20 protein-coding genes are annotated in these 23,319 nt (G+C 69.2%); 16 read left to right on the top strand and 4 right to left on the bottom strand.

The window, feature by feature from the left end:
- The first annotated feature begins 152 nt into the window (after positions 1–152).
- Together ABTU92_RS07665 and ABTU92_RS07660 are read left to right on the top strand one after the other, a co-directional pair.
- Positions 153–875 (top strand): enoyl-CoA hydratase/isomerase family protein, encoded by a 723-nt coding sequence (locus ABTU92_RS07665; protein ID WP_408089249.1) that lies wholly within the window; start codon positions 153–155, stop codon positions 873–875.
- An 11-nt stretch (positions 876–886) separates the two neighbouring features.
- Positions 887–1,393: a TIGR02444 family protein gene (locus ABTU92_RS07660; protein ID WP_408089247.1), complete on the top strand. Its 507-nt coding sequence runs from the start codon at positions 887–889 to the stop codon at positions 1,391–1,393.
- 168 nt (positions 1,394–1,561) lie between these two features.
- On the opposite strand, the gene rquA (ABTU92_RS07655) is transcribed toward ABTU92_RS07660, so the two are convergent.
- Together rquA (ABTU92_RS07655) and rquA (ABTU92_RS07650) are read right to left on the bottom strand one after the other, a co-directional pair.
- Positions 1,562–2,257, bottom strand: a complete 696-nt coding sequence (gene rquA, locus ABTU92_RS07655) for a rhodoquinone biosynthesis methyltransferase RquA (RefSeq protein ID WP_408089246.1) — start codon at positions 2,255–2,257, stop codon at positions 1,562–1,564.
- Positions 2,258–2,462: 205 nt separating this feature from the next.
- Complete coding sequence (gene rquA / locus ABTU92_RS07650; RefSeq protein ID WP_408089244.1) at positions 2,463–3,212, bottom strand: rhodoquinone biosynthesis methyltransferase RquA; 750 nt, start codon at positions 3,210–3,212, stop codon at positions 2,463–2,465.
- 289 nt (positions 3,213–3,501) lie between these two features.
- Here rquA (ABTU92_RS07650) and ABTU92_RS07645 point away from each other — a divergent pair, with 289 nt between their 5' ends.
- From ABTU92_RS07645 to ABTU92_RS07635, 3 genes are all read left to right on the top strand, one after another.
- Positions 3,502–4,233, top strand: coding sequence for a CBS domain-containing protein (locus ABTU92_RS07645; protein ID WP_408089242.1), 732 nt, complete (start codon positions 3,502–3,504; stop codon positions 4,231–4,233).
- 293 nt (positions 4,234–4,526) lie between these two features.
- A complete protein-coding gene (locus ABTU92_RS07640; RefSeq protein ID WP_408089240.1) occupies positions 4,527–5,546 on the top strand; it encodes an amidohydrolase family protein in 1,020 nt (339 codons plus the stop codon).
- Positions 5,543–6,631 carry an Ldh family oxidoreductase gene (locus ABTU92_RS07635; protein WP_408089238.1) on the top strand — a complete coding sequence of 363 codons (1,089 nt, stop codon included), beginning with the start codon at positions 5,543–5,545 and terminating at the stop codon, positions 6,629–6,631. Before ABTU92_RS07640 ends, ABTU92_RS07635 begins: the two co-directional genes overlap by 4 nt.
- A gap of 203 nt (positions 6,632–6,834) precedes the next feature.
- On the opposite strand, the gene ABTU92_RS07630 is transcribed toward ABTU92_RS07635, so the two are convergent.
- Positions 6,835–8,421 (bottom strand): alpha/beta hydrolase, encoded by a 1,587-nt coding sequence (locus ABTU92_RS07630; RefSeq protein ID WP_408089236.1) that lies wholly within the window; start codon positions 8,419–8,421, stop codon positions 6,835–6,837.
- A 220-nt stretch (positions 8,422–8,641) separates the two neighbouring features.
- Entirely contained in the window at positions 8,642–10,444 is a 1,803-nt protein-coding gene (locus ABTU92_RS07625; protein WP_408089234.1) for a thiamine pyrophosphate-binding protein, read from the bottom strand.
- Between the two features lie 564 nt (positions 10,445–11,008).
- On the opposite strand from ABTU92_RS07625, the gene ABTU92_RS07620 reads away from it, so the two are divergent.
- From ABTU92_RS07620 to nifK, 11 genes are all read left to right on the top strand, one after another.
- Complete coding sequence (locus tag ABTU92_RS07620; protein ID WP_408089282.1) at positions 11,009–11,791, top strand: SDR family NAD(P)-dependent oxidoreductase; 783 nt, start codon at positions 11,009–11,011, stop codon at positions 11,789–11,791.
- A 277-nt stretch (positions 11,792–12,068) separates the two neighbouring features.
- Complete coding sequence (nifA, locus tag ABTU92_RS07615; RefSeq protein ID WP_408089232.1) at positions 12,069–13,823, top strand: nif-specific transcriptional activator NifA; 1,755 nt, start codon at positions 12,069–12,071, stop codon at positions 13,821–13,823.
- Between the two features lie 483 nt (positions 13,824–14,306).
- Positions 14,307–15,788, top strand: coding sequence for a nitrogenase cofactor biosynthesis protein NifB (gene nifB, locus ABTU92_RS07610; protein WP_408089230.1), 1,482 nt, complete (start codon positions 14,307–14,309; stop codon positions 15,786–15,788).
- 30 nt (positions 15,789–15,818) lie between these two features.
- A complete protein-coding gene (locus tag ABTU92_RS07605; RefSeq protein ID WP_111358169.1) occupies positions 15,819–16,013 on the top strand; it encodes a 4Fe-4S dicluster domain-containing protein in 195 nt (64 codons plus the stop codon).
- A gap of 10 nt (positions 16,014–16,023) precedes the next feature.
- On the top strand, positions 16,024–16,860 hold the full coding sequence (locus ABTU92_RS07600; RefSeq protein WP_408089228.1) for a 4Fe4S-binding leucine-rich repeat protein: 837 nt from the start codon (positions 16,024–16,026) through the stop codon (positions 16,858–16,860).
- Positions 16,844–17,197 (top strand): nitrogen fixation protein NifZ, encoded by a 354-nt coding sequence (locus ABTU92_RS07595; protein WP_408089226.1) that lies wholly within the window; start codon positions 16,844–16,846, stop codon positions 17,195–17,197. The genes ABTU92_RS07600 and ABTU92_RS07595 overlap by 17 nt, the downstream gene beginning before the upstream one ends.
- A 65-nt stretch (positions 17,198–17,262) precedes the next feature.
- Positions 17,263–17,475, top strand: coding sequence for a putative nitrogen fixation protein NifT (gene nifT, locus ABTU92_RS07590; RefSeq protein WP_111358172.1), 213 nt, complete (start codon positions 17,263–17,265; stop codon positions 17,473–17,475).
- Positions 17,472–18,383 (top strand): SIR2 family NAD-dependent protein deacylase, encoded by a 912-nt coding sequence (locus tag ABTU92_RS07585; protein WP_408089224.1) that lies wholly within the window; start codon positions 17,472–17,474, stop codon positions 18,381–18,383. Before nifT ends, ABTU92_RS07585 begins: the two co-directional genes overlap by 4 nt.
- Before the next feature lie 623 nt (positions 18,384–19,006).
- Positions 19,007–19,903 carry a nitrogenase iron protein gene (gene nifH / locus ABTU92_RS07580; protein ID WP_111359696.1) on the top strand — a complete coding sequence of 299 codons (897 nt, stop codon included), beginning with the start codon at positions 19,007–19,009 and terminating at the stop codon, positions 19,901–19,903.
- Positions 19,904–19,973: 70 nt separating this feature from the next.
- Positions 19,974–21,491 (top strand): nitrogenase molybdenum-iron protein alpha chain, encoded by a 1,518-nt coding sequence (gene nifD, locus ABTU92_RS07575; protein WP_408089222.1) that lies wholly within the window; start codon positions 19,974–19,976, stop codon positions 21,489–21,491.
- Positions 21,492–21,712: 221 nt separating this feature from the next.
- Entirely contained in the window at positions 21,713–23,251 is a 1,539-nt protein-coding gene (gene nifK / locus ABTU92_RS07570; RefSeq protein WP_408089220.1) for a nitrogenase molybdenum-iron protein subunit beta, read from the top strand.
- The last annotated feature ends 68 nt before the right edge of the window (positions 23,252–23,319 follow it).

The raw sequence follows: 23,319 nt of genomic DNA, 5'->3' as shown, positions 1-23,319 counted from the left end.
TCCAACGGGCGCCCTAAACCCTCACCCCGGTGCGCGCTGTCGCGCGCCCCGACCCTCTCCCTCAGGGAGGGGGTGAGTGCCCCGAGCCGATCCGGTGCGGGACCGGAGGCCGTGGGAGAAACCTGACGACACGGCACACTGCAGGACCCCCCATGACCAATGTGATCAGATCGTCGCGCGCCGGCGCCGTCGTGACCCTGGTGATCGACCGGCCGGAGGAGAAGAACCTCCTCACCATCGCGCAGGTGCGCGAGCTCACGTCCGCGATCAGGGAGGCTTCGGCGACCGATGCCAAGGCGATCGTGATCCGGGCGAACGGGCCGGACTTCTGCCGCGGCCGCGATCCGCGCGACGGATCGGGCGCCCCGAACGCGCTGGCGCTGCGCACCTCGACGCTGGAGCCGATCCTCGCCGCCTATGCTGCGATCGAGGCGGCGCCGCAGCCCGTCATCGCGCTCGTGCACGGCGCCGCGCACGGCTTCGGCTCGGCCGTCACGTCGGCCTGCGACATTTCCATCGCGGCCGACACGGCGCGCTTCAAGCTGCCCGAGATGGAGCACAATCTGCCGCCGACGCTCGCCATGTCGGCCGTGGTGCCGAACGTGTCGAAGAAGGCGCTCGCCTGGATGGTTCTCGCCCTCGAGGAGCTGACGGCCGCGCAGGCCCTGCAGATCGGGCTCGTCAGCACGGTCGTGCCGGAAGCCGATCTCGATGCGACTCTGGAAAAAGTGCTGGCGACCGTCACGTCGCGGGCGGCGCCGTCGCTGGTCGCCGTGAAGGATTTTCTGCGCGTCGCCTATCACATGGAGCCGCGCGGGCTCGCCGACTACTCGGCCAACGCGCTCGCGACGGTGCTGTCGTCGCGCGAGCGGTGAGCGCCAACCGCATGGACGCGCCGGAAGAGAATGGCTCCCCGTTCTGGCGGTTCTCGCTCGCGACCTACCGAAAGCCCGGCGTCGCCGAGGCCTGCCTCGCGCTGCAGGACGGCCACGGCGTCGACGTCAACGTGCTGCTGTTCGCGATGTGGCTCGGCACCCAGGGGCGCCGGCTCGACGCGGCCGAGATGCGGCGTGTTCTCGACGCTGCGGCCGGCTGGGCGCGCGACGTGGTGGTGCCGTTGCGCCTGGTCCGGCGGCGCCTGAAGGACGCGCCGCCGCTGGTCGAACCCGCCACCGCGCAGGCGTTCCGGAGCGAGGTGAAGCGGCTGGAGCTCGAGGCCGAGCGGCTGGAGCAGGAGGCGCTGTTCGGCCTCGCCGCGATGCTGCCCGCCTCCGACGGCACGCCGCCGACGGCCGCGGTGCGGGCCAACATCGAGACACTGGCGCAGGCGATGGGGACCGCATTTCCGGCCGCCGCGGTCGAGCGGCTGGCCGGGGCAGTGATGCAGCTCTGAACGAGATCAACACTCGGCTCACCTCTCCCCTGCGGGGAGAGGTCGACGCGCGCAGCGCGTCGGGTGAGGGGGTGCCGAGCTCTCCAACGAGCGCCCCAAACCCTCACCCCGGTCGCGAGCTATGCTCGCGCCCGACCCTCTCCCTCAGGGAGAGGGTAAGTGCCGCCGTCAGCGCGTGATCACGATCTTCTGGTACAGGCCGCCGAAGTAGGACTGGCGCGGCCACTCGGTCTTCGACCAGGGTGCCGGCATCCAGGTGGTCAGCTTGTGCTTCCACAGGTCGAGCGCGAACGGCTCCAGATAGCCGAGCACCGGCTTGAACCAGTAGCGCCACGGGTGCCACCAGTCGGGCTTGGCGTAGTCGACGATGACCACCTTGCCGCCCGGCTTCACCACCCGGAAGATCTCGGCCAGCGTCTTCTCGCGATGCTCCACCGGCTGCTCGTGGAACAGCAGGTAGACGATGGCGCGATCGTAGCTCGCATCCGGGAAGTTCAGGTCGGCCGAATCCATGTTGAGGAGGCGGACCGGCGCGTCGGCCTTCAGCTTGCGGCGCACGTTGCGCAGCTGCGCCGGCACGATGTCGATGACGTCGAGCCGGCCCCCGCCGGCGGCGACGCGATCGGCGAGATGCGGCGTCAGGTCACCATAGGCGCAGGCCACCTGCAGGGTCTGGCCGGGAAGCGCGTCGCCCATCTCGGCGAGCGCGGCGTTCCGCAGCTTGGCGTAGTTGCCCCACAGGATGAAGTTGATGATCGGCTGGTGGTCGAAGAAACGGATCGCGTTCGGGTGAATATAGGCCCACCAGTAATGCTTCTCGAGATAAGAAGGAATGGAGACGACGGGAGCTTTCGCACTGTCCACCGGCGAGCCGGCCTCGATTCGCACCGAAGTCGACGATCGAACTGCAGCACTCTGCATGTGTAGTGACCTCGAAGCGGGTGGGGGATCCCGCAAGAGTTCATGCCCCCTGGGATCGACCATCGCATTGGCCCCCGTGCAACACCTTGAGAAAACGCAAGACTGAAACTCCGGGCACGTCCGCCATGCGCGGGCGGCGCGACGATGGTCAGCGATCGACGACGAGCGCCTGATAAAGTCCACCAAAATACGAGCGCCGCTCGATTTTCCGGTCGGGCGGCAGGGCCGGCATCCAGCCCGAGACCTCCTCGCGCCAGAGATCGAGCGCGAACGGCTCGAGCGCCGCCAGCACCGGTGCGAATACGTAGCGCAGCGGGTTCCACCAGTGCGGCTTCGCGTAGTCGACGATGACGAGGCGGCCGCCGGGCTTCAGCACCCGCACCGCCTCGGCCAGCGTGCGGCGGCGCCAGCTCTCCGGCTGCTCGTGCAGCAGGAAGAACAGGAGCACGCGGTCGTAGCTCGCGTCGGGCAGCGGCAGGGCAGACGAATCGGTCTCCAGGAGCCGCACCGGCGCGTCGGCGGCGAGCTTGCGGCGCAGGTTGTCGAGCTGGACGGGCAGCACGTCGACGATGTCGACCGCGCCCTTGCCGGCGCTCACCCGGTCGACCAGGTGCGGCGTGAAGTCGCCATAGGCGCAGGCCACCTGCAGGGTGCGGCCGGGCAGAACATCGCCCAGGAGGTCGAGCGCGGCGTCGCGCAGCCGGGCGTAGTTGCCCCACAGGATCAGATTGGCGAGCCACTGCCGCTCGAACACCTTGACGGCGTTCGGATGCACATAGGCCCACCAGTAGTGCACGTCGAGATACGACGGAATCGCCGTCGCCGAGGTCGCCTCGCAGTGCGGCATTCCCGTCTGGGCGCCGCCCGAAACGGCCTGTGTCGCGACCGCTGACTCCATGTCGTTCTCCCCCCGGCTCTGGACCGAACAGCTCCTAATCTACCGCATAGCACACCCCCGCCGGACGCAACATCCTTGGCTTTACAGGGCCCTTGTCATGGAGCCCTTACGCAGTGTTGCTTATGGGGCATCAGTGCCGGCGACGCGCTGCCGATTTCGATTGCCGCCCCCGGAGGGCGGGCCGATACTCGGCCGGCTCGGAGCACGGTGCGGCCGCGGATCGCGGCCAGGCGCGCCGCCGAGGGGCGGGCGGTGCGGCACCGGAGCGATCCGAGCAGGAGAGGCCGCGATGAAAGCCCGAGACGTGATGACGAGCCGGGTGCTGACGATTCAGCCCGAAGCCTCCATCGAGGAGGCGATTCGGCTGATGCTGGACAACCGCATCAGCGGGTTGCCGGTGGTCGATGCCGGCGGCGTGCTGGTCGGGATCGTCACCGAAGGGGACTTTTTGCGCCGCGCCGAGACCGGCACGGCGCGCAAGCGGCCGCGCTGGCTCGAGTTCCTGGTCGGCCCGCAAAACCTCGCCACCGATTATGTCCGCTCGCACGGCCGCCGGGTCGAGGAGGTGATGACCCGCTCGCCCGTGACGGTCGACGAGGAGGCCGGGCTCGACGCCATCGTGTCGATCATGGAGCGCAAACGGGTGAAGCGCGTGCCGGTGGTGCGCGACCGACAGGTCGTCGGCATTGTCAGCCGGTCGAACCTGCTGCACGCGCTGGCGAGCGTCAGCCGCGACTTGCCGGACGCCCCCGCCGGCGACGCCGAGATCCGCACCCGGGTGATGGCCGAGATCGCCCGCCAGCCCTGGGCGCCGGTCGCCCTCGTCGATGTCGTGGTCAAGGACGGCATCGTCGAACTGTGGGGCAGCATCACCGAATCGAAGCAGGGCGAGGGCCTCAAGGTGTTGGCCGAGAACACGCCCGGCGTGAAGGGCGTGGTCAGCCACCTCGCCTGGATCGAGCCGATGTCCGGCCTGGTGATCAGCGAGCCCGACATGCCGCCCACCCGCAAAGCGGGGTGATCTTGGCGCGCTGCGACGCTTGCCGAGCGTCGTCACACCCCTCCCTCCGCCCTCACCCTGAGGAGCGAACCGGAGGTTCGCGTCTCGAAGGGCGAGGGCGGCCTCCGAAGCCGGTAGGCTTTCAGTCCGGGCCGAATACCGGGCCTCATGGTTCGAGACGCGGTCCTGCGGACCGCTCCTCACCATGAGGGGCAAGGGGATGCCCTGCGCGCCTTGCATCGGCACATGTCATACAAGGGGTGGTCCGTCCCTCCGCCAGCCGCTATGACAGGCGGCTCTCGGAGGAAACAAAAATGCCAACAGCGAAGACGATCGACACGCACGCTCACATCCTGAGCGACGAGACCATGCGGATGATCGCCAGGGAGGCCCCCGCCGTCGCGCCGAAGATCACGCCGATCGAAGACGCCTTCTCGGTGCTCGAGGTTGCCGGCGTGCCGTACCGTCCGTTTCCGCGCGGCGGCTGGAATCTCGAGACGCGGCTGCAGGACATGGACGCGGCCGAGGTCGACATGCAGGTGCTGTCGAACACGCCGCAGACCTTCCTCTACAACATCGACGGTGCGCTGAACGCCACGCTCGCTGCGCTGCAGAACGACCAGATCGCCGCCACCGTGAAGGCGCATCCCGACCGCTTCATGGGGATCGCGACGCTGCCCATGCAGGCGCCCGAAGCCGCCGCCGCCGAGCTGACGCGGGCGATGCGCACGCTGGGTCTGAAGGGCGCCCAGATCGGCTCCAACGTCAACGGCCGCAATCTCGACGACCCGGCGCTCGAGCCCCTGTGGGAGGCCGCGAACGCGCTCTCCGCCTTCATCATGATCCATCCGACCCAGGTGGCGGGCAGCGACCGGCTGAAGTCGTATTACCTCGCCAACCTGATCGGCAATCCGCTCGACTCGACCATCGCGGCGGCGTCGCTGGTGTTCGGCGGCGTGATCTCGCGCTTCCCGAAGATCAGGTTCCTGTTCGTCCACGGCGGCGGCTTCGTGCCGTATCAGTTCGGCCGCTGGATCCACGGCTGGCAGGTGCGCTCCGAGCCGCAGGTGCATCTGAAGGAGTCGCCCGAGGCGGCGCTGAAGACCTTGTGGTTCGACAGCATCCTGCATGCCAAGGAGCCGCTTGAGTATCTGGTCGCCTCGGCGGGCGTCCATCGCGTGGTGCTCGGCAGCGACTATCCTTACGACATGGGCACGCTCGAATGCGTCCGTCAGGTCCGGGCGCTGTCGATCCCGGATGCCGACAAGGACCGCATCCTGCGCGGCGGGCCGCTGGCGCTCGCCGGTGCGGCCGAGCAGCGGAGCGCCGCATGAACGCGCCCCACAAGCCCACCTCGTCGCCGTCGGTCAGGCGCGCGCCCGCGCCCGCGGTGAAGAGCCTGATCGCCGACTGCCTCGCCGCCGCCGGCGCGCCGCGCGACGACGCCGAGACCGTCGCGGCGCTGATGACCGAGGCGGATCTCACCGGCGCCGACGCGCACGGCGTCTTCCGCCTGCCGCAATACGCCCGCCGCCTGAAGGCGGGCGGCTTCAACCGCACGCCCAATATCCGCGTCGAGCGCACCGCGCCGGCGACCGCGCTGGTCGACGGCGACAACGGCATGGGCCATCTGGTGGTGAAGCGCGCCGCCGCGACGGCGATCGAGCTCGCCCGCGAGACCGGCGTCGCCTGGGTCGGGGTGCGCGACTCCAACCATGCGGGCTCGGCCGGGCTCTATGCCGAGATGCCGGTCCAGCACGGCATGGTCGGCCTCTACTCGGCGGTGGCGAGCGCCAACCACATGGCCGTGTGGGGCGGCAACGAGCTCCTCCTCGGCACCAACCCGCTCGCCATCGGGGTGCCGACCGGGGCGGGGCCGATGGTGCTCGACATGGCTACCACGGTGGTCTCCTACGGCACCATCAAGAAGCACACGCTGCAGGGCCTGCCGATGCCGGAGGGCTGGCTGATCGACCGCGAGACCGGCGAGCCGATCACGGATCCGGCACAGAGCGGCCGCGGCCTGCTGCTGCCAATCGGCGGCTACAAGGGCTCGGGTCTGGCGCTGATGCTCGGCGTGCTGGCCGGCGTGCTCAACGGGGCCGCGTTCGGGCGCGACTGCGTCGACTTCAACGCCGACGACACGAGCGTCACCAACACGGGCCAGTTCGTGGTGGCGATCGACGTCGCCCGCTTCGTCGGGCTGGACAAGTTCGTCGGCGAGGTCGACCGGCATCTGGCGGATCTGCGCGCCACCGGCCGGATGCAGGGCGTCGACGCGATCCGGCTGCCCGGCGACCGCCGGCGCGAATGCCGGGCCGAGCGCGAGGCCTCCGGCATCCCGCTGCCCGAGGCCTTGATCGTCCAGCTCGACAAGGTCGCGGCGGAGTTCTCCGTGCCGCCGGTGTTTTCGCGGTAGGGACGTTCTGGTTGCGACGGGCCTCGTGCCCCGGACAAGGCGCATCGGCCATAGGCGCGATGCGCCGCAGAGCCGGGGCCCAGGGGCGGCACGGCCGTGCCTCGCCATCGAAGCCGACCTTGCTGCCCCTGGGTCCCGGCTCGCGCTGGACCGTTCTGCGGTCCAGCGCGTCCGGGACACGGCGATGTGCGACGTCGCTGCGTCTATCTCACCAGCATCGGGAACGTGACCGCGATGGCCCAGGCGAAGGCGAGCGCGTTGGCGAGACCGCCGACCCACGGGTGGCCGGTGTGCGCAAAGGTCCAGCGGCTGAACAGGCCGTAGACGACGAAGAAGGCGAGGATCACGGGCACGATCAGGATGAGAAAGAACAGCGCGCGCAGATTCAGCGCGACCGCGCCGGCGAGCGACAAAAGGAACAGAAATTTGGTCGCCGCATAGGCGCCGCGCCCGGTGCCGGGGCCGCGCGTCGCCCACTCGTCGGCGAGGAAGTAGGGGACCGTGCCGGCGGCGAGCGCGAGCACCAGGAGCCAGCGCGGCCCGACCGGCACGAAGGACGTCACGAACCAGTCGATCGCTCCGCCGAGCGCCCCGATCGCATAGGCGGTGACGAGCGTGGCGGCGAGCACGAAGGCGGCGACGGCGCGGGCGGACCAATGAAAGCCTCCGTCAGTTCGGGGTGCCGTCTGCACACCCGGACCCCGGACTGACCAGCGCCTCACGACGACCAGCATCAGCGCCGTCAGCAGGCCGTAAACGGCGAAATGCACGGCGAGATAGTCGCCGACCAGCACGGGCAGGAAGCTCGTCGGCGCCTTCCACAGCAGCAGCGGTGTCGCGATCGCCGGCACCACGGCGACGGGCCACAGCCGCCGCCACGGCAGGCCGGCGCCCTGCGGCGTCGCCGCGACGCGCGGCAACAGGCCGGCGAGCGGTTTTGCCAAGAGCACGATGCCGAGGATCAGAAGGCCGATCCAGGCGCCGCGATCGTCCACAAAGCCGGAGCCCGCGTGCCGGAACACCTGGTCGAGCCAGAGCAGCGCCTCGCGGCTGCTCGCCGGGCTGTAGAGGACCGCGATGTGCTCGACGCTCGGTGAGAAGGCGGCGCGCCGCGCCGTGCCGTCGGAAAAGCTCCCATAGGTGACGCCGGCCTCGACCGGGCCGCCGACCGCCATGCCGACGGCGCGCAGCGCCTCCTCCTTCAGCCGCCGCTCCCAGTCGCCGACCACGACGAGGAGGTTCTTCGGGCTGTCGGCCCGCACCGCCGGCGAGAACATCGACACGGCGACGACGGCGGCGATCTCGGGGTTCTCCTGCGCGGCCCGCACGATGATGTCGGACGCCATCGAGTGGCCGAGCAGTGCGATGCGCCCGTCGCCGCCGGCGAGCCCCTTCGCGAAGGCGGCGACGCGACCGACCTCCTCGACCAGCAGGATGGTCGTGCCGCTCACCTTCGTGATGTCGCCGCCGAGCTTCTCGGCGTTGCGCCCGTGGCCGGCGAAGTCGAACGTCACGGCGACGTAGCCGTTGCGCGCCAGCGTCACGGCGAAGGGCTGCATCAGCTGCTGCGAGCCGGCGAAGCCGTGCGCGATGACGATCACGGGCGCCGGCGGCGCCCCGGCCTGGCGATAGATCGTCACCGGCGTCGCCCCGACATTTGTGCGTTCGATCGTCAGCCCGGTCGTGGTGGCGAGGAGCTGCCACAGCGCAATCGCGACGGCGAGCGCGCCCGCGAGCCCGAGTGCGATTGTGAGAACAGGGCCGACGATGGAAGCGCGAAACCGGGACACGGGACCTCTGCGGAGCTTTTGGCGAAGCCCCGCCGGTATGGCGACGCGATGCCGGCCGCGCAAGCGATGCCGTGTCGCGGGCTGTCGCCCGCGAGCCTCGCGTCCCGGACGCGCTGCGCCGCGCAGCGGTGCAGCGCGAGCCGGGACCCAGGGGCCACCATCAGCAGTCCTGCCGTGTCGCCCTGGGTCCCCGCTTTCGCGGGGACACGTGGAGGAGAGCTCACAATCTCCCGTCCACCATCAGCTCGATCAGGAACGGGCCGTCGTCGGCCAGTGCGCGGTCGAGAGCCGGGGCGATCTGGTCGGGGCGCTCGACCCGCACGGCCGCGACGCCGAGCCCGTGCGCGAGAAAATCGAAGCGCAGGTTCTGGGCGGCGAGGTCGAAGCTGTCCGGGAAGGGATCGGTTTCGGGTAGGCCGAGGCCGCGGCGATAATCCAGCAGATTGTATTCGAGGATGCGGTACTTGCGATTGTTCAGAAGCACGAACTTGGCGCCGATGCGGTAGCGCGCCGCGGTCGCCAGCGCCTGCACGGTCGAGATGCCGCCGCCGTCGCCGGCGAAGCCGAAGACGAGCCGGCCGGGATGCGCGAGCTTCAGCCCGACGGCGCCGGGCAGGCCGGTGCCGAGCATGCCGCAGCGGGTCTGGAACCAGGTGCCGGGGATGTCGGGCGGCAGATGGCGCAACAGCTCGGGGGCATGGGTGAGCGCCTCGTCGAAGATCAAAGCGGGCTCGGAGAGCGCCTTCAGCCGGGCGGCGAGCGCCGCGAAGAATTTTGGCGCCCGCAGCGGCACCGTGTCGGGCAGGGCCGCGTCGGCGGCGAGCGCCGCCTTCAGCGCCTCGGCCTTCGTGGCGGCGTGCCGTTCGCGCCGCGCCGTCGCGGCGGCGCGCTCGGTCTCCGTCATGGTCTCGCGCAGCGCCGCGGCGAGCCGGCCGAGCGCGACTTTCGGGTCCGCCAGCATCCCGATCTCGACGCCCTCGTTCTTGGCGATCTCGGAGACGCCGAGATCGATCTGCACGAGCCGCGCGCCGTCCGCGAACACGCCGCTGGTCAGCGGGAAGACCTCCGGCAGCACCGTGGTGCCGACGATCAGCACCACGTCGGCGGCCGCCGTGACGGGCCGGCTGGCGGCGCCGAACATGTGGCCCAGGAACCCGCCGAGCAGCGGGTGCGAGGCCGGCATGTTCACCTCGGAGGCGTTACCGCCCCACACCACGGCGCCGAGCAGCTCGGCGACCGCGCTGAGCTCCGGCTGCGCCTCGGAGGCGGCGACCCCGTCCCCCGTCAGGATCAGCGGGGAGGCGCCGGTGCGCAGGAGCGCGGCCGCCGCCACGATGGTCGCGTCCTCGGGAACGACGCGGGTCTCGACCAGCCGGGTCGGCTCCACGGCCTCGGGGCAGGGCTGGTCGAGCACGTCCATGGGCAGGGTGAGAAACACCGGCCCGCAGGGCGGCGTCGCCGCCGTCTTGATGGCGCGGCGGGTGAGGCGCAGCAGCGAGCCCGGATCGACCACCCGCGAGGCGCAGGGGCCGGCGTGGTCCGACTTCACGAACGGCTTTGCGATGGTCGGCAAATCGGCCGCCATCTGGCCGTCGAGCGCCTCGTAGCGCAGCCCCGCCTCGCCGGCGAACACCACCAGGGGCGTATAGCCGCGGCGCGCGTAGTACATCATGCCAAGCCCGTTCGCGAGGCCCGCATAGGAGTGGAGCTGCACCAGCGCCGGCCGTCGCCACGGTCGCGGATCGCCGGCGCGCTGGACCGCCGGAGCGGCGCGCGCATAGGCGTCGGCGATCGCCACGGCGGGCCCCTCGTGCAGGGCGAGGATGTACTTCAGCCCGGCGAACTCCTCGGCCCGCAGCGCGTCGAGCAGGTTCTCCTCCGAGCTGCCGGGATTGCCGAACACATACGGGATGCCGTCGGCGACGAGCTGGCGCAGGAAGGCGAAACGCCCGGCGGTCGGGCGCGGCGGAGCAGCTGCGGCCGGTGTCGCTCCGGTCCGCGGGTCGGTGTCGGACTTCGCCATGCGGCCTCCCTGACGCCACGAGCCGGACGATGGCTCGCGCTCGCGCAATGGTTGCGACTATGACGAATGCCCGTATTGGAAGTAAGGTGCGGCACGTGCAATTCCCGGTGAGCGACGGCGCCTGATGCAGCGGCATCGCGCGGGGCATCGCGATTGTCGCGTTTGCGACAGCGATGGTCTCCGGCGCCGCGCCCGAATGGGTGTCGTGAAGTCGACAGGGCTTCAGGTGGCGCTTCCGGCGATCACGGGAATGTGCCCATAATTCATGCGCGTAATCCGCGATCCCCCGGAGGGCGGGGCTGGCCTGCTTCCTGCTATGGTCGCGGCGGGGTGCGCTGCAACGTTCGTTCCGCGGCGTGCCGATGCGGCGACGGTCGACTTCGGGACGCCCGAGGGTTGGCTCGGTCGCCTGCGGGACTGGCGTTGGGGGCCTCGATGACCGACAGCACGACCGTGGACGAGAGGCCGGGCGCCCCGGCGGTCGCTGCCCCGGCCTCGGAGGCGGGAGCCCCGCCGGCCGAAGCGCGCTGCCCGTTCCACAGCGGTGCGATGGGTGCCCCCGGGATGCCGGGCGCCATCCCCGCGCCGCAGCCCGGGCCGGCCGCCGACGGCGGCCCCAAGGTGATGGTGCTGACCGGCGCCTCGCGCGGCATCGGCCACGCCACCGTGCGGCTGTTCGCCGAGAGCGGCTGGCGGATCATCACCTGCTCGCGCCAGCCCTTCGACCGCGCGCGCTGCCCGTGGGAAGAGGGGCCGGACGATCACGTCCAGGTCGACCTCAACGATCTGCGCGCGCTCAATCTCGCGATCGTCGACATCAAGGCCCGGCTCGCCGGCCGGCCCCTGCATGCGCTGATCAACAATGCCGGCATCTCGCCGAAGGCGCCCGACGGCGCTCGACTGTCGTCGCTCACCACGCCGGTCGCCACCTGGACCGAGGTGTTCAACGTCAACTTCCTGGCGCCCGTGCTCCTGGCGCGCGGGCTGTTCGACGAGCTGAAGGCCGGGCGCGGCACGGTCGTCAATGTCACGTCGATCGTCGGCTCGCGGGTGCATCCCTTCGCCGGGACGGCCTATGCGACGTCGAAGGCGGCGCTCGCCTGCCTGACCCGTGAGATGGCGCACGATTTCGCGCCCCATGGAATTCGCGTCAACGCGATCGCGCCCGGCGAGATCAAGACCGACATCCTGTCGCCCGAGACCGAGGAGCGGCTCGCGCCGCTGATCCCGATGCGGCGGGTCGGCTCGCCCATGGAGGTGGCGTCGGTTCTGCAGTTCCTCTGCTCGGACGCGGCCAGCTACGTGACGGGCGAGGAGATTCACATCAACGGTGGTCAGACTCTCTGAACCGGAGCGACGGCCCTTCTTCTTGTTGCGGCGAATTTGATGACAACGTCTGTTTTATTGCTTCCGTCCGCGAAAAGTCGTGCTCTGATCGAGAACAACGTCGGCTGTGCCAAAGATTGGTCACACGGCCGGCGCGGCGGATGATGCGCACCGAATGGGCTTTTCGAGCGTGTCGCGGCACCAAATATAGGCGCGACAGCATTGCGATTCCCACGCATACTTATGATTGAAAAACACTGCAGTGGGATGGAGCACCGAGGACGATGGAGCGCAGCGCATGCTTCATGCTGATCCCGAGCGCCCGATCCGAGCGGCGGTAGCAACGACGCCGTCGGCCGCGCGCAGCGAGATCGCCCTGACGGGCGTCTACGAAATCTCGAAGATCCTGACCTCGGCGAGCCGGCTCGAGACGATGCTGGCGAACGTCGTGAATCTGCTCGCCTCGTTCATGCAGATGCGCCACGGCGTCATCTCGCTGCAGGACGACGACGGCATCCCGGCCATCGCGGTCGGTGCCGGCTGGACCGAGGAGGCGGCCGACCGCTTCCACGCCAGCCTGCCGCAGAAGGCGGTCGGCCAGGTGATCGTCACCGGCATGCCGCTCGTGGTGCCGAACATCGCGTCGCATCCGCTGTTCGAGCCGGACGACGTCGACAAGCTGACGCGCGACACGACCGAGGTGGTCTCCTTCGTCGGCGTCCCGATCCGCATCGGCCAGAAGGTCGTCGGCACGCTGACGATCGACCGCGTGTTCGACGCCCAGTCGGCGCAGCGGCTCGACTTCGACGTCCGCTTCCTGGTCATGGTGGCGAACCTGATCGGCCAGACCGTGCAGCTGCATCGCGTGCTGCTGCGCGACCGCGAGCGCCTGCTGACCGAAAGCCACCGGCTGCAGAAGGAGCTCGACGAGTACAAGCCGCGCAACGTCGGCAGCGCCGCCATCGCCGGCATCGTCGGCGAGAGCCCGGCGATCCGCTCGCTGCTCGACAAGGTCGCCCTGGTGGCGCGCTCGCGCTCGACCGTGCTGCTGCGCGGCGAGTCCGGCACCGGCAAGGAGCTGTTCGCCCGCGCCATCCACGACCTGTCGCCCTGCGCCAGCGGGCCGTTCATCAAGGTCAACTGCGCGGCGCTGCCCGAGTCGGTGCTCGAGTCGGAGCTGTTCGGCCACGAGAAGGGGGCCTTCACGGGCGCCATCCAGGCCCGCAAGGGCCGCTTCGAGCTCGCCCATGGCGGCACGCTGTTCCTCGACGAGATCGGCGAGATGTCGCTGGTCTTCCAGGCCAAGCTGCTGCGCGTGCTGCAGGAGGGCGAGTTCGAGCGGGTCGGCGGCACCAAGACCATCAAGGTGGCGGTGCGGCTCGTCACCGCGACCAACCGCAATCTGGAGGAGGCGGTGGCGAAGGGCGAGTTCCGCGCCGACCTCTACTATCGCATCAACGTCGTGCCCGTGATCCTGCCGCCGCTGCGCGACCGCAAGAGCGACATTCCGCTGCTGAGTCGCGAGTTCCTGGCGCGCTTCAATCACGAGAACGGCCGCACTTTGGAGCTCGGCGCCGGCGCCGTCGAGGTGCTGTCGAGCTGCCTGTTCCCCGGCAATGTCCGCGAGCTGGAGAACTGCGTGCGCCGCGCCGCGACCCTCGCCGCCGGCCCGACGCTCGCCGCCGACGACTTCGCGTGCCGCAACGACCAATGCGTCTCGGCGATGCTGTGGCGGGGGCGCAATCCGCAAGCCTTCGTCCCGCCCGCCGTGCCGATACCGTCGGCCGCACCGATGCCGTCGGCCGTGTCGCCACCCGCCGGGTGCGGTTCGCGCCCGATGCCGGACGAACTGCCGCAGCAGCCCGACGCGACCGCGCCGCTGCATGACGGCGACGACTTCCGCGGCGGCCGCGGCTCCGAGCGCGAACGCCTCGTCGAGGCGATGGAGCGGGCCGGCTGGGTGCAGGCCAAGGCCGCCCGCATCCTCGGCCTCACGCCGCGCCAGATCGGCTACGCCCTTAAAAAGCACGGCGTCGAGCTGAAGCGGTTCTGATCAGGTGGGGCTCGGACCCGCGGTCTGACGCGAACCCGGCCTGATTCTCCGGTGCGTGCCCCGGACAAGGCGCGACCGGCCGCAGGCCTGTCGCGCCGCAGAGCCGGGGCCCAGGGGCGGTCCGGCAATCACATCGCCTGATCGCCCCTGGGTCCCGGGTCGCGGCGCATTGCGCCGCGCCCGGGACACGAGCTTCGTGTCCTGGCGCCGATCGTCATCAGATGTCGGGTCCACCGGGCGCGGCGCTTTTGCACGCCAGCGGTCACCTCACGGCGAGCCAAGTGAGCCTCTCGGTCGGCCTTCCGGGCACCGACACCCCCTGTCGGGGATGCGACACGATCGCGTCGGATGAGCGTCGACTTGTCGGACGCGCGACAGGACCGGGTGTCGGACGAAACCGGCAAATGACTGACAACGCAAGTGTTCCCCGCGTGGCACAGGTCTTGAAACACGATCTCGCGTCACCGCCCGTGAGGACCACCGATGGCCAGCTTCGTGTCGCTCGACAGCCTCTCCGGAACGACCTCGGCCGACGCCATGCGTCAGGCCCTCGGCGCCTCGGGCTGTCAGTCCTCCTCGTGCGGGTCGAGCGGCGGGCCGGGCGACATGCCGGCCGATCTGTGGGCCAGGATCAAGGACCATCCGTGCTACTCGGAGGAGGCGCACCACTACTTCGCCCGCATGCATGTGGCGGTGGCGCCGGCCTGCAACATCCAGTGCAACTACTGTAACCGCAAGTACGACTGCGCCAACGAGAGCCGCCCCGGCGTCGTCTCCGAGAAGCTGACGCCCGACCAGGCCTTCCGCAAGGTCGTGACGGTCGCCAACGAGGTGCCGCAGCTCTCGGTGCTCGGCATCGCCGGTCCGGGCGACGCGCTCTACGACTGGCGTAAGACGAAGGCCACGTTCGAGCTGGTCGCGCGAGAGATTCCCGACATCAAGCTGTGCATCTCGACCAACGGGCTGGCGCTGCCCGATCATGTCGACGAGCTGGTCGATATGAACATCGACCACGTGACGATCACGATCAACATGATCGACCCGATGATCGGGACGAAGATCTATCCGTGGATCTTCTACGACCACAAGCGCTGGACCGGCCTCGTCGCGTCGCAGATCCTGCACGAGCGGCAGATGCTCGGCCTCGAAATGCTGGCCGAGCGCGGCATCCTCGTGAAGGTCAACTCGGTGATGATCCCGGGCATCAACGACGAGCACCTGAAGGAGGTCAACGCCGCCGTGAAGGCGCGCGGCGCCTTCCTGCACAACATCATGCCGCTGATTTCCGACCCGGCGCACGGCACCCATTTCGGCCTCACCGGCCAGCGCGGGCCGAAGCACGCCGAGCTGATGGCCCTGCAGGAGGCCTGCGCGGGCGGCGCCAACCTGATGCGTCACTGCCGCCAGTGCCGGGCCGACGCGGTGGGCCTCCTGGGCGAGGACCGCGGCCAGGAGTTCACGCTCGACCAGATCCCGGAGGAGGTCGCCTACGACCCGTCGGTGCGGACGACCTATCGCGAGGTCGTGGCGCGCGAGCGCCAGGATCACGTCGCCGCCAAGCAGGAGGCGACCGCGGTGCTCGACGAGACCGACAGCGCCGCCCGCATCCTGATCGCGGTGGCGACCAGGGGTGGCGGCCGCGTCAACCAGCATTTCGGCCATGCCAAGGAGTTCCAGGTCTACGAGGCCTCGGCGTCGGGCGTGCGCTTCATCGGCCATCGCAAGGTCGAGGACGCCTACTGCGAAGGCGGCTTCGGCGAGGACGCGACGCTTGACAGCGTGCTGAAGACGCTGGAGGGCGTCGACACGGTGCTGTGCGCGAAAATCGGCGACTGCCCGCAGGGGCAGCTGAAGAGCGCCGGCATCACGGCGACCGACGCCTTCGCGTTCGAGTACATCGAGACCGCCATCTCGGCCTGCTACGCCGATCGTTATGGACGGCCCGTCCAGGCGCAGGTCGCCTGACCGCACCGTCGCGAAGAAGGAGAGACTGTCATGGCCCTGAAGATCGTCGCGTCGCAGTGCACCGTGTGCGGGGCCTGCGAGTTCGAGTGCCCGAACAGCGCCATCAAGATGAAGCGCGACATCTACGTGATCGACCCGGCGAAGTGCACCGAATGCGAGGGGCATTTCGACGCGCCGCAATGCGCGGCCGTGTGCCCGGTCCCCAACACCTGCATCGCCGCCTGAGCGCCGCGCCATGGTCGCCGCGGGCAGCCAGGCCGCCGCACCGGAGCCGACCGACTGGCTCGGTCATCCGGTGTCCTGTGCCGACTGCCCGCACGAGGAGATCCGGGCCGAAGGCCGCTGCGACCGCGGGCGCATCTGCGTCCGCGACCGCCGCGCCCGCCGGATCGACCGATTCTTCGCCGGCAATCCCGGCGAGGCGGAGCAGTACCTGAATCATCCCTATTTCGAGATCCGTGCCCTCGCGGCGCGGCGCGCGAGCCTGTTCCTGCTGCCGGCGCTGATCGACGATCCGGAGCCCGACGTCCGCGCCGTGGTGGCGCAGCGTCTGCCGCTCACCCGCGTCATCAAGCTGCGCGAGGATCCCGACCGTAAGGTCCGCATGGTGATGGCGCAGCGCCTGGAGGGCGCGGCCCTCGTCGCCATGCTGGGCGATCCCGATTACGCCGTGCGACTCGTCGCGGTGCGCCACGTGCCGCCGGACGTGCTGCCGGGCGCCATGCAGGATCCCGACCCGCAGGTGCGCTGCGAGGTGGCGCGGCGGGTGAAGCCGGACGTGCTGCCGGCCATGCTCTACGATCTCGACCCGCTGGTGCGCATCGCGGTCGCCGAGCGGCTCGAGCCGTCGCAGCTCGTCGCGCTCGCCGACGACGAGGATCTGCGGGTGCGCTTCATCGTCGCCGAGCGCGGCGCGCCGGCGGCGCTGCCGCTGCTGCGCGACGATCCCGATCCCGAGGTGCGGCAGCGGGCGCGCGACCGGCTCGCCGGCCTCCCCCCGCCCACCCTCGTGTCCCCCGTCATCTCCACCGTCATCGAACCCAGGGAGGGGCACGATGGGCCTCGGCCGTGAGGAAGAGGTCGAAATTCGCGCCGCTCCGCGCTTCATGCCGGGCGAGAAGGTGCAGTCGACCAAGCACATCAAGAACGACGGCACCTATCCGCGCCGCGAGATCGGCGACATTCTCGTGCGCAAAGGCGATGTCGGCTATGTGCGCGATATCGGCACCTTCCTGCAGCAGTTCTATGTCTATGCCGTCGAGTTCGTCGACCGCGGCGTCATCGTCGGCATGCGCGGCCGCGAGCTCGTGAGCCTCGACCGGCCGGCCGTCGCGGCCGATGCGGCCGATGTGATCACGGCCGCGACCGACACCGCCGCGACTCGCACGTCCGAGACCGTCGCCTCCTAGACGGTCGATATCCGACAATCGCAGATTTTTTGAAAAACGACCTCCGAGCCCGGGAAACCCACGCCGTGAAGATCATGATCCGCAAGACCGAGAAGGGCCTCTCCGCCTACGTCCCCAAGAAGGATCTTGAGCAGCCCATCGTCGAGCTGGAGAAGGACGCGATGTGGGGCGGCTGGGTGAAGCTGAAGAACGGCTGGGTGCTGGTCCTGCCCGAGATGCCGGCCGAGACGCGCCTGCCCATCACGGTCGAGGCGAAGCGGATCAGCGAGGACGCATGAGCACGCCCGAGGTTCTGGCCGGGACATCCGCCGCGACGGCGGCCGACACGGCGCTCGCCGCCACGCTTGCGGCGCTGCCGCCGCTCGGCCCCGAGCGCCTGCCCGGGCTGGTCGCGGCCCTGAAGGCCGGCCGCGTGGTGCCCTATCTCGGCCCCGACCTTTTGCCCGACGAGACCGACGGCGTGCCGCGCACGCCCGAGGCGCTGGCGCTGGCGCTCAACGCGCGGGCCGCCGTCTCGGCCCGCATCCGTGGCAATCTGTGGGCGACGGCGCAGTCGATCGAGAGCCGCCGCCACCGCAAGACCCTGACGGCCCTGATGGCGGAGATCTTCCGCAAGCCCGTGGTGCCGACACCCCTGCAGCGGGCGCTGGCCGCCCTGCCGCTGCCGATGGTCGTCGACACCTGGTACGACGGCGCCATGCGGCGGGCCTTCGTCGAGTCCGGCCGTTCGGACTGGGGCGAGATCCAGGGCGTCACCCGAGCGCACGCGACCGGCGACATCTGGTGGCGGGCCTACGACGCGCAGGGCCGCGAGGTCGCGCCGGAGACCGCGGTGGACTGGACCACCATCCTCTACAAGCCGCATGGCGGCGTCGTTCCGGCGGAAAACTTCCTCGTGTCGGATTCCGACTATGTCGAGGTTCTGACCGAGATCGACATTCAAACCCCGATTCCCGTGCCGGTGCAGGAGCGCCGCGTCGACCGCGCCTTCTTGTTCGTCGGTACCCGCTTCCACGACCAGACGCTGCGCATCTTCGCCCGCCAGATCTCCAAGCGGTCCGGCGACGGCCATGTCGCCCTGGTCGACCCCGCGGTCCTGACCCGCAACGAGGCGCGCTTCCTCGCCGCCGCCGGCGTCGCCCCGATCGCCGCCGGCCCGGCCGACCTCGCCGCCGCGTTGGGCTGAGCGCCAACACGCAGCGTAGGGTGGGCAAAGGTGCGCCGAGGCGCGCCGTGCCCACGCCGACGGGCGCTGTCGATCACACTCGGCCGCCGGTGCGCGACCGCGTGGGAACGCTTCGCTTTGCCCACCCTACGTCTCCGGCCCTTCTCCTCTCCCCACATCGCTCGTGCCCGGGGCTCACCCCCCTCCCTATCCCTCCCCCACAAGGGGGGAGGGAACGGGGTGTTGCACTGTCGGAATTTCATCTCACGCGAATGCACGAGCGGCTCGGTCGACCGCTTCTGATCACGCGTCGACGGCGGCATTTATTGTCGTCGTTCCCTCCGCCCTTGTGGGGGAGGGACAGGGAGGGGGGTGAGCGGCGCCGGCGATAGCTCACCTCCGGCCCGACTGCTCCCGTCGACTCCCCGCCGACCTCCGACAGGCTTGTCACCTTTGTCGGGTTCCAAACAGCCCTGCAGGAGCCGACAGCGGCACCGACACGGTCCGACAAACCATTGGGAGACAAGCACTTCCGCGATGTCGCAAGGCGCCGCTGCGCTGTTGGCACGGGCGTTGCTGATCAAGGGTGCGGAACGGGCGCCGATGTCACCAGCGACGCAAGGCGCGAGACGAAAGGAACCGGTATGAGCTCTCTTCGGCAGATCGCCTTCTACGGCAAGGGTGGCATCGGCAAGTCCACCACCTCGCAGAACACCCTCGCGGCCCTCGTCGAGATGGGCCAGAAGATCCTGATCGTCGGCTGCGATCCCAAGGCCGACTCGACCCGCCTCATCCTCAACACCAAGCTGCAGGACACCGTGCTCAGCCTCGCCGCCGAGGCCGGCTCGGTCGAGGACCTGGAGCTCGACGACGTCCTGAAGATCGGCTTCAAGGGCATCAAGTGCGTCGAGTCCGGCGGTCCGGAGCCGGGCGTCGGTTGCGCCGGCCGCGGCGTCATCACCTCGATCAACTTCCTCGAGGAGAACGGCGCCTACGACGACGTCGACTACGTCTCCTACGACGTGCTCGGCGACGTGGTGTGCGGCGGCTTCGCCATGCCGATCCGCGAGAACAAGGCGCAGGAAATCTACATCGTCATGTCCGGCGAGATGATGGCGCTCTACGCCGCCAACAACATCTCCAAGGGCATCCTCAAGTACGCCCATTCGGGCGGCGTGCGGCTCGGCGGGCTCATCTGCAACGAGCGCCAGACCGACCGCGAGATCGACCTCTCCGAGGCGCTCGCCAAGAAGCTCAACACCCAGCTCATCCACTTCGTGCCGCGCGACAACATCGTCCAGCACGCCGAGCTGCGCCGCCAGACCGTGATCCAGTACGCCCCCGACTCGCAGCAGGCGAAGGAGTACCGGACGCTGGCCGAGAAGATCCACGCCAACTGCGGCAAGGGCACCATCCCGACCCCGGTGTCGATGGACGAGCTCGAGCAGATGCTGCTCGACTTCGGCATCATGAAGACCGAGGAGCAGCAGCTCGCCGAGCTCGCCGCCAAGGAAGCCGCCAAGGCGGCCGCCGCGGTCTGACCCGGTCCCGTCCGACATCAGCGCGGCGACCGCCGGTCGCCGCCTTCGACATCCGAACGAGGAACGAGCCATGAGCCTCGATTACGAGAACGATGGCGCCTTCAACGAGAAGGTCATCGAGGAAGTCCTGTCCGCCTATCCGGACAAGTTCGCCAAGCGGCGCAAGAAGCACCTCAGCGTCGCCAAGGGAGCCGAAGAGGGCGCCGCCGGAGCGGAAGGCGAGGAAGGTCAGCTCCTCTCCGAGTGCGACGTCAAGTCGAACATCAAGTCCATCCCGGGCGTGATGACCATCCGGGGCTGCGCCTATGCCGGCTCCAAGGGCGTGGTCTGGGGCCCCGTGAAGGACATGGTCCACATCAGCCACGGCCCGGTCGGCTGCGGCCAGTACTCGTGGTCGCAGCGCCGCAACTACTACATCGGCTCGACCGGCATCGACTCGTTCGTCACGATGCAGATCACCTCCGACTTCCAGGAGCGTGACATCGTGTTCGGCGGCGACAAGAAGCTCGCCAAGGTGATCGACGAGATCGAGCAGATGTTCCCGCTCAACCACGGGATCTCGATCCAGTCCGAGTGCCCGATCGGCCTGATCGGCGACGACATCGAGGCGGTGTCGAAGAAGAAGGGCAAGGAGATCGGAAAGACCATCGTGCCGGTCCGCTGCGAAGGCTTCCGCGGCGTCTCGCAGTCGCTCGGACACCACATCGCCAACGACACGATCCGCGACTGGGTGCTCGACAAGAAGGAGACCACCTTCGAGGCCGGCCCCTACGACGTGAACGTGATCGGCGACTACAACATCGGCGGCGACGCCTGGGCGTCGCGCATGCTGCTCGAGGAGATGGGCCTGCGGGTGGTCGGCAACTGGTCCGGCGACGCGACGCTCGCCGAGATCGAGCGGTCGCCCAAGGCGAAGCTCAACCTCATCCACTGCTACCGGTCGATGAACTACATCTGCCGGCACATGGAGGAGAAGTACGGCATCGCCTGGATGGAGTACAACTTCTTCGGCCCCAGCCAGATCGCCCACTCGCTGCGCAAGATCGCCAAGCACTTCGGTCCGGAGATCGAGGAGAAGGCCGAGGCGGTCATCGCCAAGTACCAGCCCCTCGTCGACGCCGTCGTCGCCAAGTACCGGCCGCGGCTCGAGGGCAAGAGCGTCATGCTCTATGTCGGCGGCCTGCGTCCGCGCCACGTGATCACGGCCTACGAAGACCTGGGCATGCAGATCGCCGGCACCGGCTACGAGTTCGCCCACAACGACGACTACCAGCGCACCGGACACTACGTCCGCAAGGGCACGCTGATCTACGACGACGTGACCGGCTACGAGCTCGAGAAGTTCATCGAGAAGGTCCGCCCGGACCTGGTCGGCTCCGGCATCAAGGAGAAGTACCCGGTCCAGAAGATGGGCATCCCGTTCCGGCAGATGCACTCGTGGGACTACTCGGGCCCGTATCACGGCTACGACGGTTTCGCGATCTTCGCCCGCGACATGGACCTCGCCATCAACAATCCGGTGTGGGGCCTGTTCGACGCCCCCTGGAAGAAGAAGGGCGAGGCGCCCGTCCTGCAAGCCGCCGAATAGACGGTTCGCGCGGGTTCCCGGCACTCGCGTGAAGGGGAGCCCGCGACGGCGGCCTTGGCCGCCCGTCGCGGGACACCCCGCCCGAGCCGGTCTCGCGGATCGTCGTCCCCTCGTGTCCGAGCGCGTTCGGACGCCGTGAACGGGGAAGAACTTTCGCCGAACGCGCTCTATGCCGCGTGTCGCCGTATGGCGCGGCCGCGCAGAGAAGACAGGAGCTACCCATGCCGCAGTCGGCCGAAAAAGTCCTCGATCACGCCAAGCTCTTCCACGAGCCCGAGTATCAGGAGCTGTTCAAGCGCAAGCGCGAGGTCTTCGAGTGCCCGTCCGCGCAGGAGGCGATCGACGCCCAGCGCGAGTACGCGAAGACCTGGGATTACCGCGAGAAGAACCTCGCCCGCGACTCGCTGGTGATCAACCCGGCCAAGGCCTGCCAGCCGCTCGGCGCCGTGTTCGCCGCCGCCGGCTTCGAGAAGACGATGTCGTTCGTGCACGGCTCGCAGGGCTGCGTCGCCTACTATCGCTCGCATCTGTCGCGTCACTTCAAGGAGCCCGCCTCGGCCGTCTCCTCGTCGATGACCGAGGACGCGGCGGTGTTCGGCGGCCTCAACAACATGATCGACGGGCTCGCCAACACCTACTCGCTCTACGACCCGAAGATGATCGCGGTCTCGACCACCTGCATGGCCGAGGTCATCGGCGACGACCTGAAGTCCTTCATCGGCAACGCCAAGAACAAGGGCTCGGTGCCGCAGGACTTCCACGTCCCGCACGCCCACACGCCCGCCTTCGTCGGCAGCCATGTCGACGGCTACGACAACATGATGAAGGGCGTCCTGGAGCACTTCTGGGAGGGCAAGGAGCGTAGCCCCGGGACCAAGGTCAACATCATCCCGGGCTTCGACGGCTTCTGCGTCGGCAACAACCGTGAGCTCAAGCGCGTCCTCGATCTGATGGGCGTGAGCCACACGATCCTGTCGGACGCCTCCGACCAGTTCGACACGCCCTCCGACGGCCACTTCCGGATGTATTCGGGCGGCACCACGCTGGCCGACACGGCCGACGCCCTGAACGCTAAGGCGACCGTCTCGCTGCAGGCCTACTGCACCCGCAAGACGCTCGACTACATCGGCGAGACGGGCCAGGAGACGGCGAGCTTCCACTATCCGCTCGGCGTCGCCGGCACCGACGAGCTTTTGATGAAGATCGCCGAGCTGGCCGGGGTCGAGATCCCGGAGAGCCTCACGCTCGAGCGCGGTCGCCTGGTCGACGCCATGGCCGACAGCCAAGCCTATCTGCACGGCAAGAAGTACGCGATCTTCGGCGATCCGGACTTCGTCTACGCGATGGCGCGCTTCGTCATGGAGATGGGCGGCGAGCCGACCCACTGCCTCGCCACCAACGGCGGCAAGGCGTGGGAGGAGGAGATGAACACGCTGCTCGCCTCCTCGCCGTTCGGCAAGGACGCCAAGGTGTGGGCCGGCAAGGATCTGTGGGCGCTGCGCTCGCTGATGCTGACCGAGCCGGTCGACTTCGTGATCGGCAGCTCCTACGGCAAGTATCTCGAGCGTGATACCGGTGCGCCGCTGATCCGGCTGACCTTCCCGATCTTCGATCGCCACCACCATCACCGCTTCCCGCTGATGGGCTACCAGGGCGGCCTGCAGCTCCTGCGGACCATCCTCGACAAGGTGTTCGACAAGCTCGACCGCGACAGCGAGATCCCGGCCAAGACCGACATCTCGTTCGACCTGACGCGCTGAGCCCTACGCTGGCCGAGGCGCCGGCGCGCTCCCTCTCCCCGCGCGCGGGGAGAGGGGCGGGGTGAGGG

It is taken from the genome of Rhodoplanes sp. SY1 (assembly GCF_046000175.1).
GTDB lineage: Bacteria > Pseudomonadota > Alphaproteobacteria > Rhizobiales > Xanthobacteraceae > Rhodoplanes.
Note: the sequence above shows the minus strand (reverse complement) of the source record. Positions and strands in the feature narration are given on the sequence as shown.

What these genes read in the sequence shown, in the direction of transcription:
- ABTU92_RS07645 (WP_408089242.1), top strand. Translation starts at nt 3,502, where the DNA reads ATGAAAGCCCGAGACGTGATGACGAGCCGGGTGCTGACGATTCAGCCC.
- ABTU92_RS07665 (WP_408089249.1), top strand. Translation starts at nt 153, where the DNA reads ATGACCAATGTGATCAGATCGTCGCGCGCCGGCGCCGTCGTGACCCTG.
- nifD (WP_408089222.1), top strand. Translation starts at nt 19,974, where the DNA reads ATGAGCCTCGATTACGAGAACGATGGCGCCTTCAACGAGAAGGTCATC.
- nifH (WP_111359696.1), top strand. Translation starts at nt 19,007, where the DNA reads ATGAGCTCTCTTCGGCAGATCGCCTTCTACGGCAAGGGTGGCATCGGC.
- nifB (WP_408089230.1), top strand. Translation starts at nt 14,307, where the DNA reads ATGGCCAGCTTCGTGTCGCTCGACAGCCTCTCCGGAACGACCTCGGCC.
- nifK (WP_408089220.1), top strand. Translation starts at nt 21,713, where the DNA reads ATGCCGCAGTCGGCCGAAAAAGTCCTCGATCACGCCAAGCTCTTCCAC.
- rquA (WP_408089244.1), bottom strand. Translation starts at nt 3,212, where the DNA reads ATGGAGTCAGCGGTCGCGACACAGGCCGTTTCGGGCGGCGCCCAGACG.
- ABTU92_RS07585 (WP_408089224.1), top strand. Translation starts at nt 17,472, where the DNA reads ATGAGCACGCCCGAGGTTCTGGCCGGGACATCCGCCGCGACGGCGGCC.
- ABTU92_RS07600 (WP_408089228.1), top strand. Translation starts at nt 16,024, where the DNA reads ATGGTCGCCGCGGGCAGCCAGGCCGCCGCACCGGAGCCGACCGACTGG.
- ABTU92_RS07595 (WP_408089226.1), top strand. Translation starts at nt 16,844, where the DNA reads ATGGGCCTCGGCCGTGAGGAAGAGGTCGAAATTCGCGCCGCTCCGCGC.
- ABTU92_RS07605 (WP_111358169.1), top strand. Translation starts at nt 15,819, where the DNA reads ATGGCCCTGAAGATCGTCGCGTCGCAGTGCACCGTGTGCGGGGCCTGC.
- ABTU92_RS07625 (WP_408089234.1), bottom strand. Translation starts at nt 10,444, where the DNA reads ATGGCGAAGTCCGACACCGACCCGCGGACCGGAGCGACACCGGCCGCA.
- ABTU92_RS07635 (WP_408089238.1), top strand. Translation starts at nt 5,543, where the DNA reads ATGAACGCGCCCCACAAGCCCACCTCGTCGCCGTCGGTCAGGCGCGCG.
- ABTU92_RS07660 (WP_408089247.1), top strand. Translation starts at nt 887, where the DNA reads ATGGACGCGCCGGAAGAGAATGGCTCCCCGTTCTGGCGGTTCTCGCTC.
- ABTU92_RS07620 (WP_408089282.1), top strand. Translation starts at nt 11,009, where the DNA reads ATGCCGGGCGCCATCCCCGCGCCGCAGCCCGGGCCGGCCGCCGACGGC.
- ABTU92_RS07640 (WP_408089240.1), top strand. Translation starts at nt 4,527, where the DNA reads ATGCCAACAGCGAAGACGATCGACACGCACGCTCACATCCTGAGCGAC.
- nifA (WP_408089232.1), top strand. Translation starts at nt 12,069, where the DNA reads ATGCTTCATGCTGATCCCGAGCGCCCGATCCGAGCGGCGGTAGCAACG.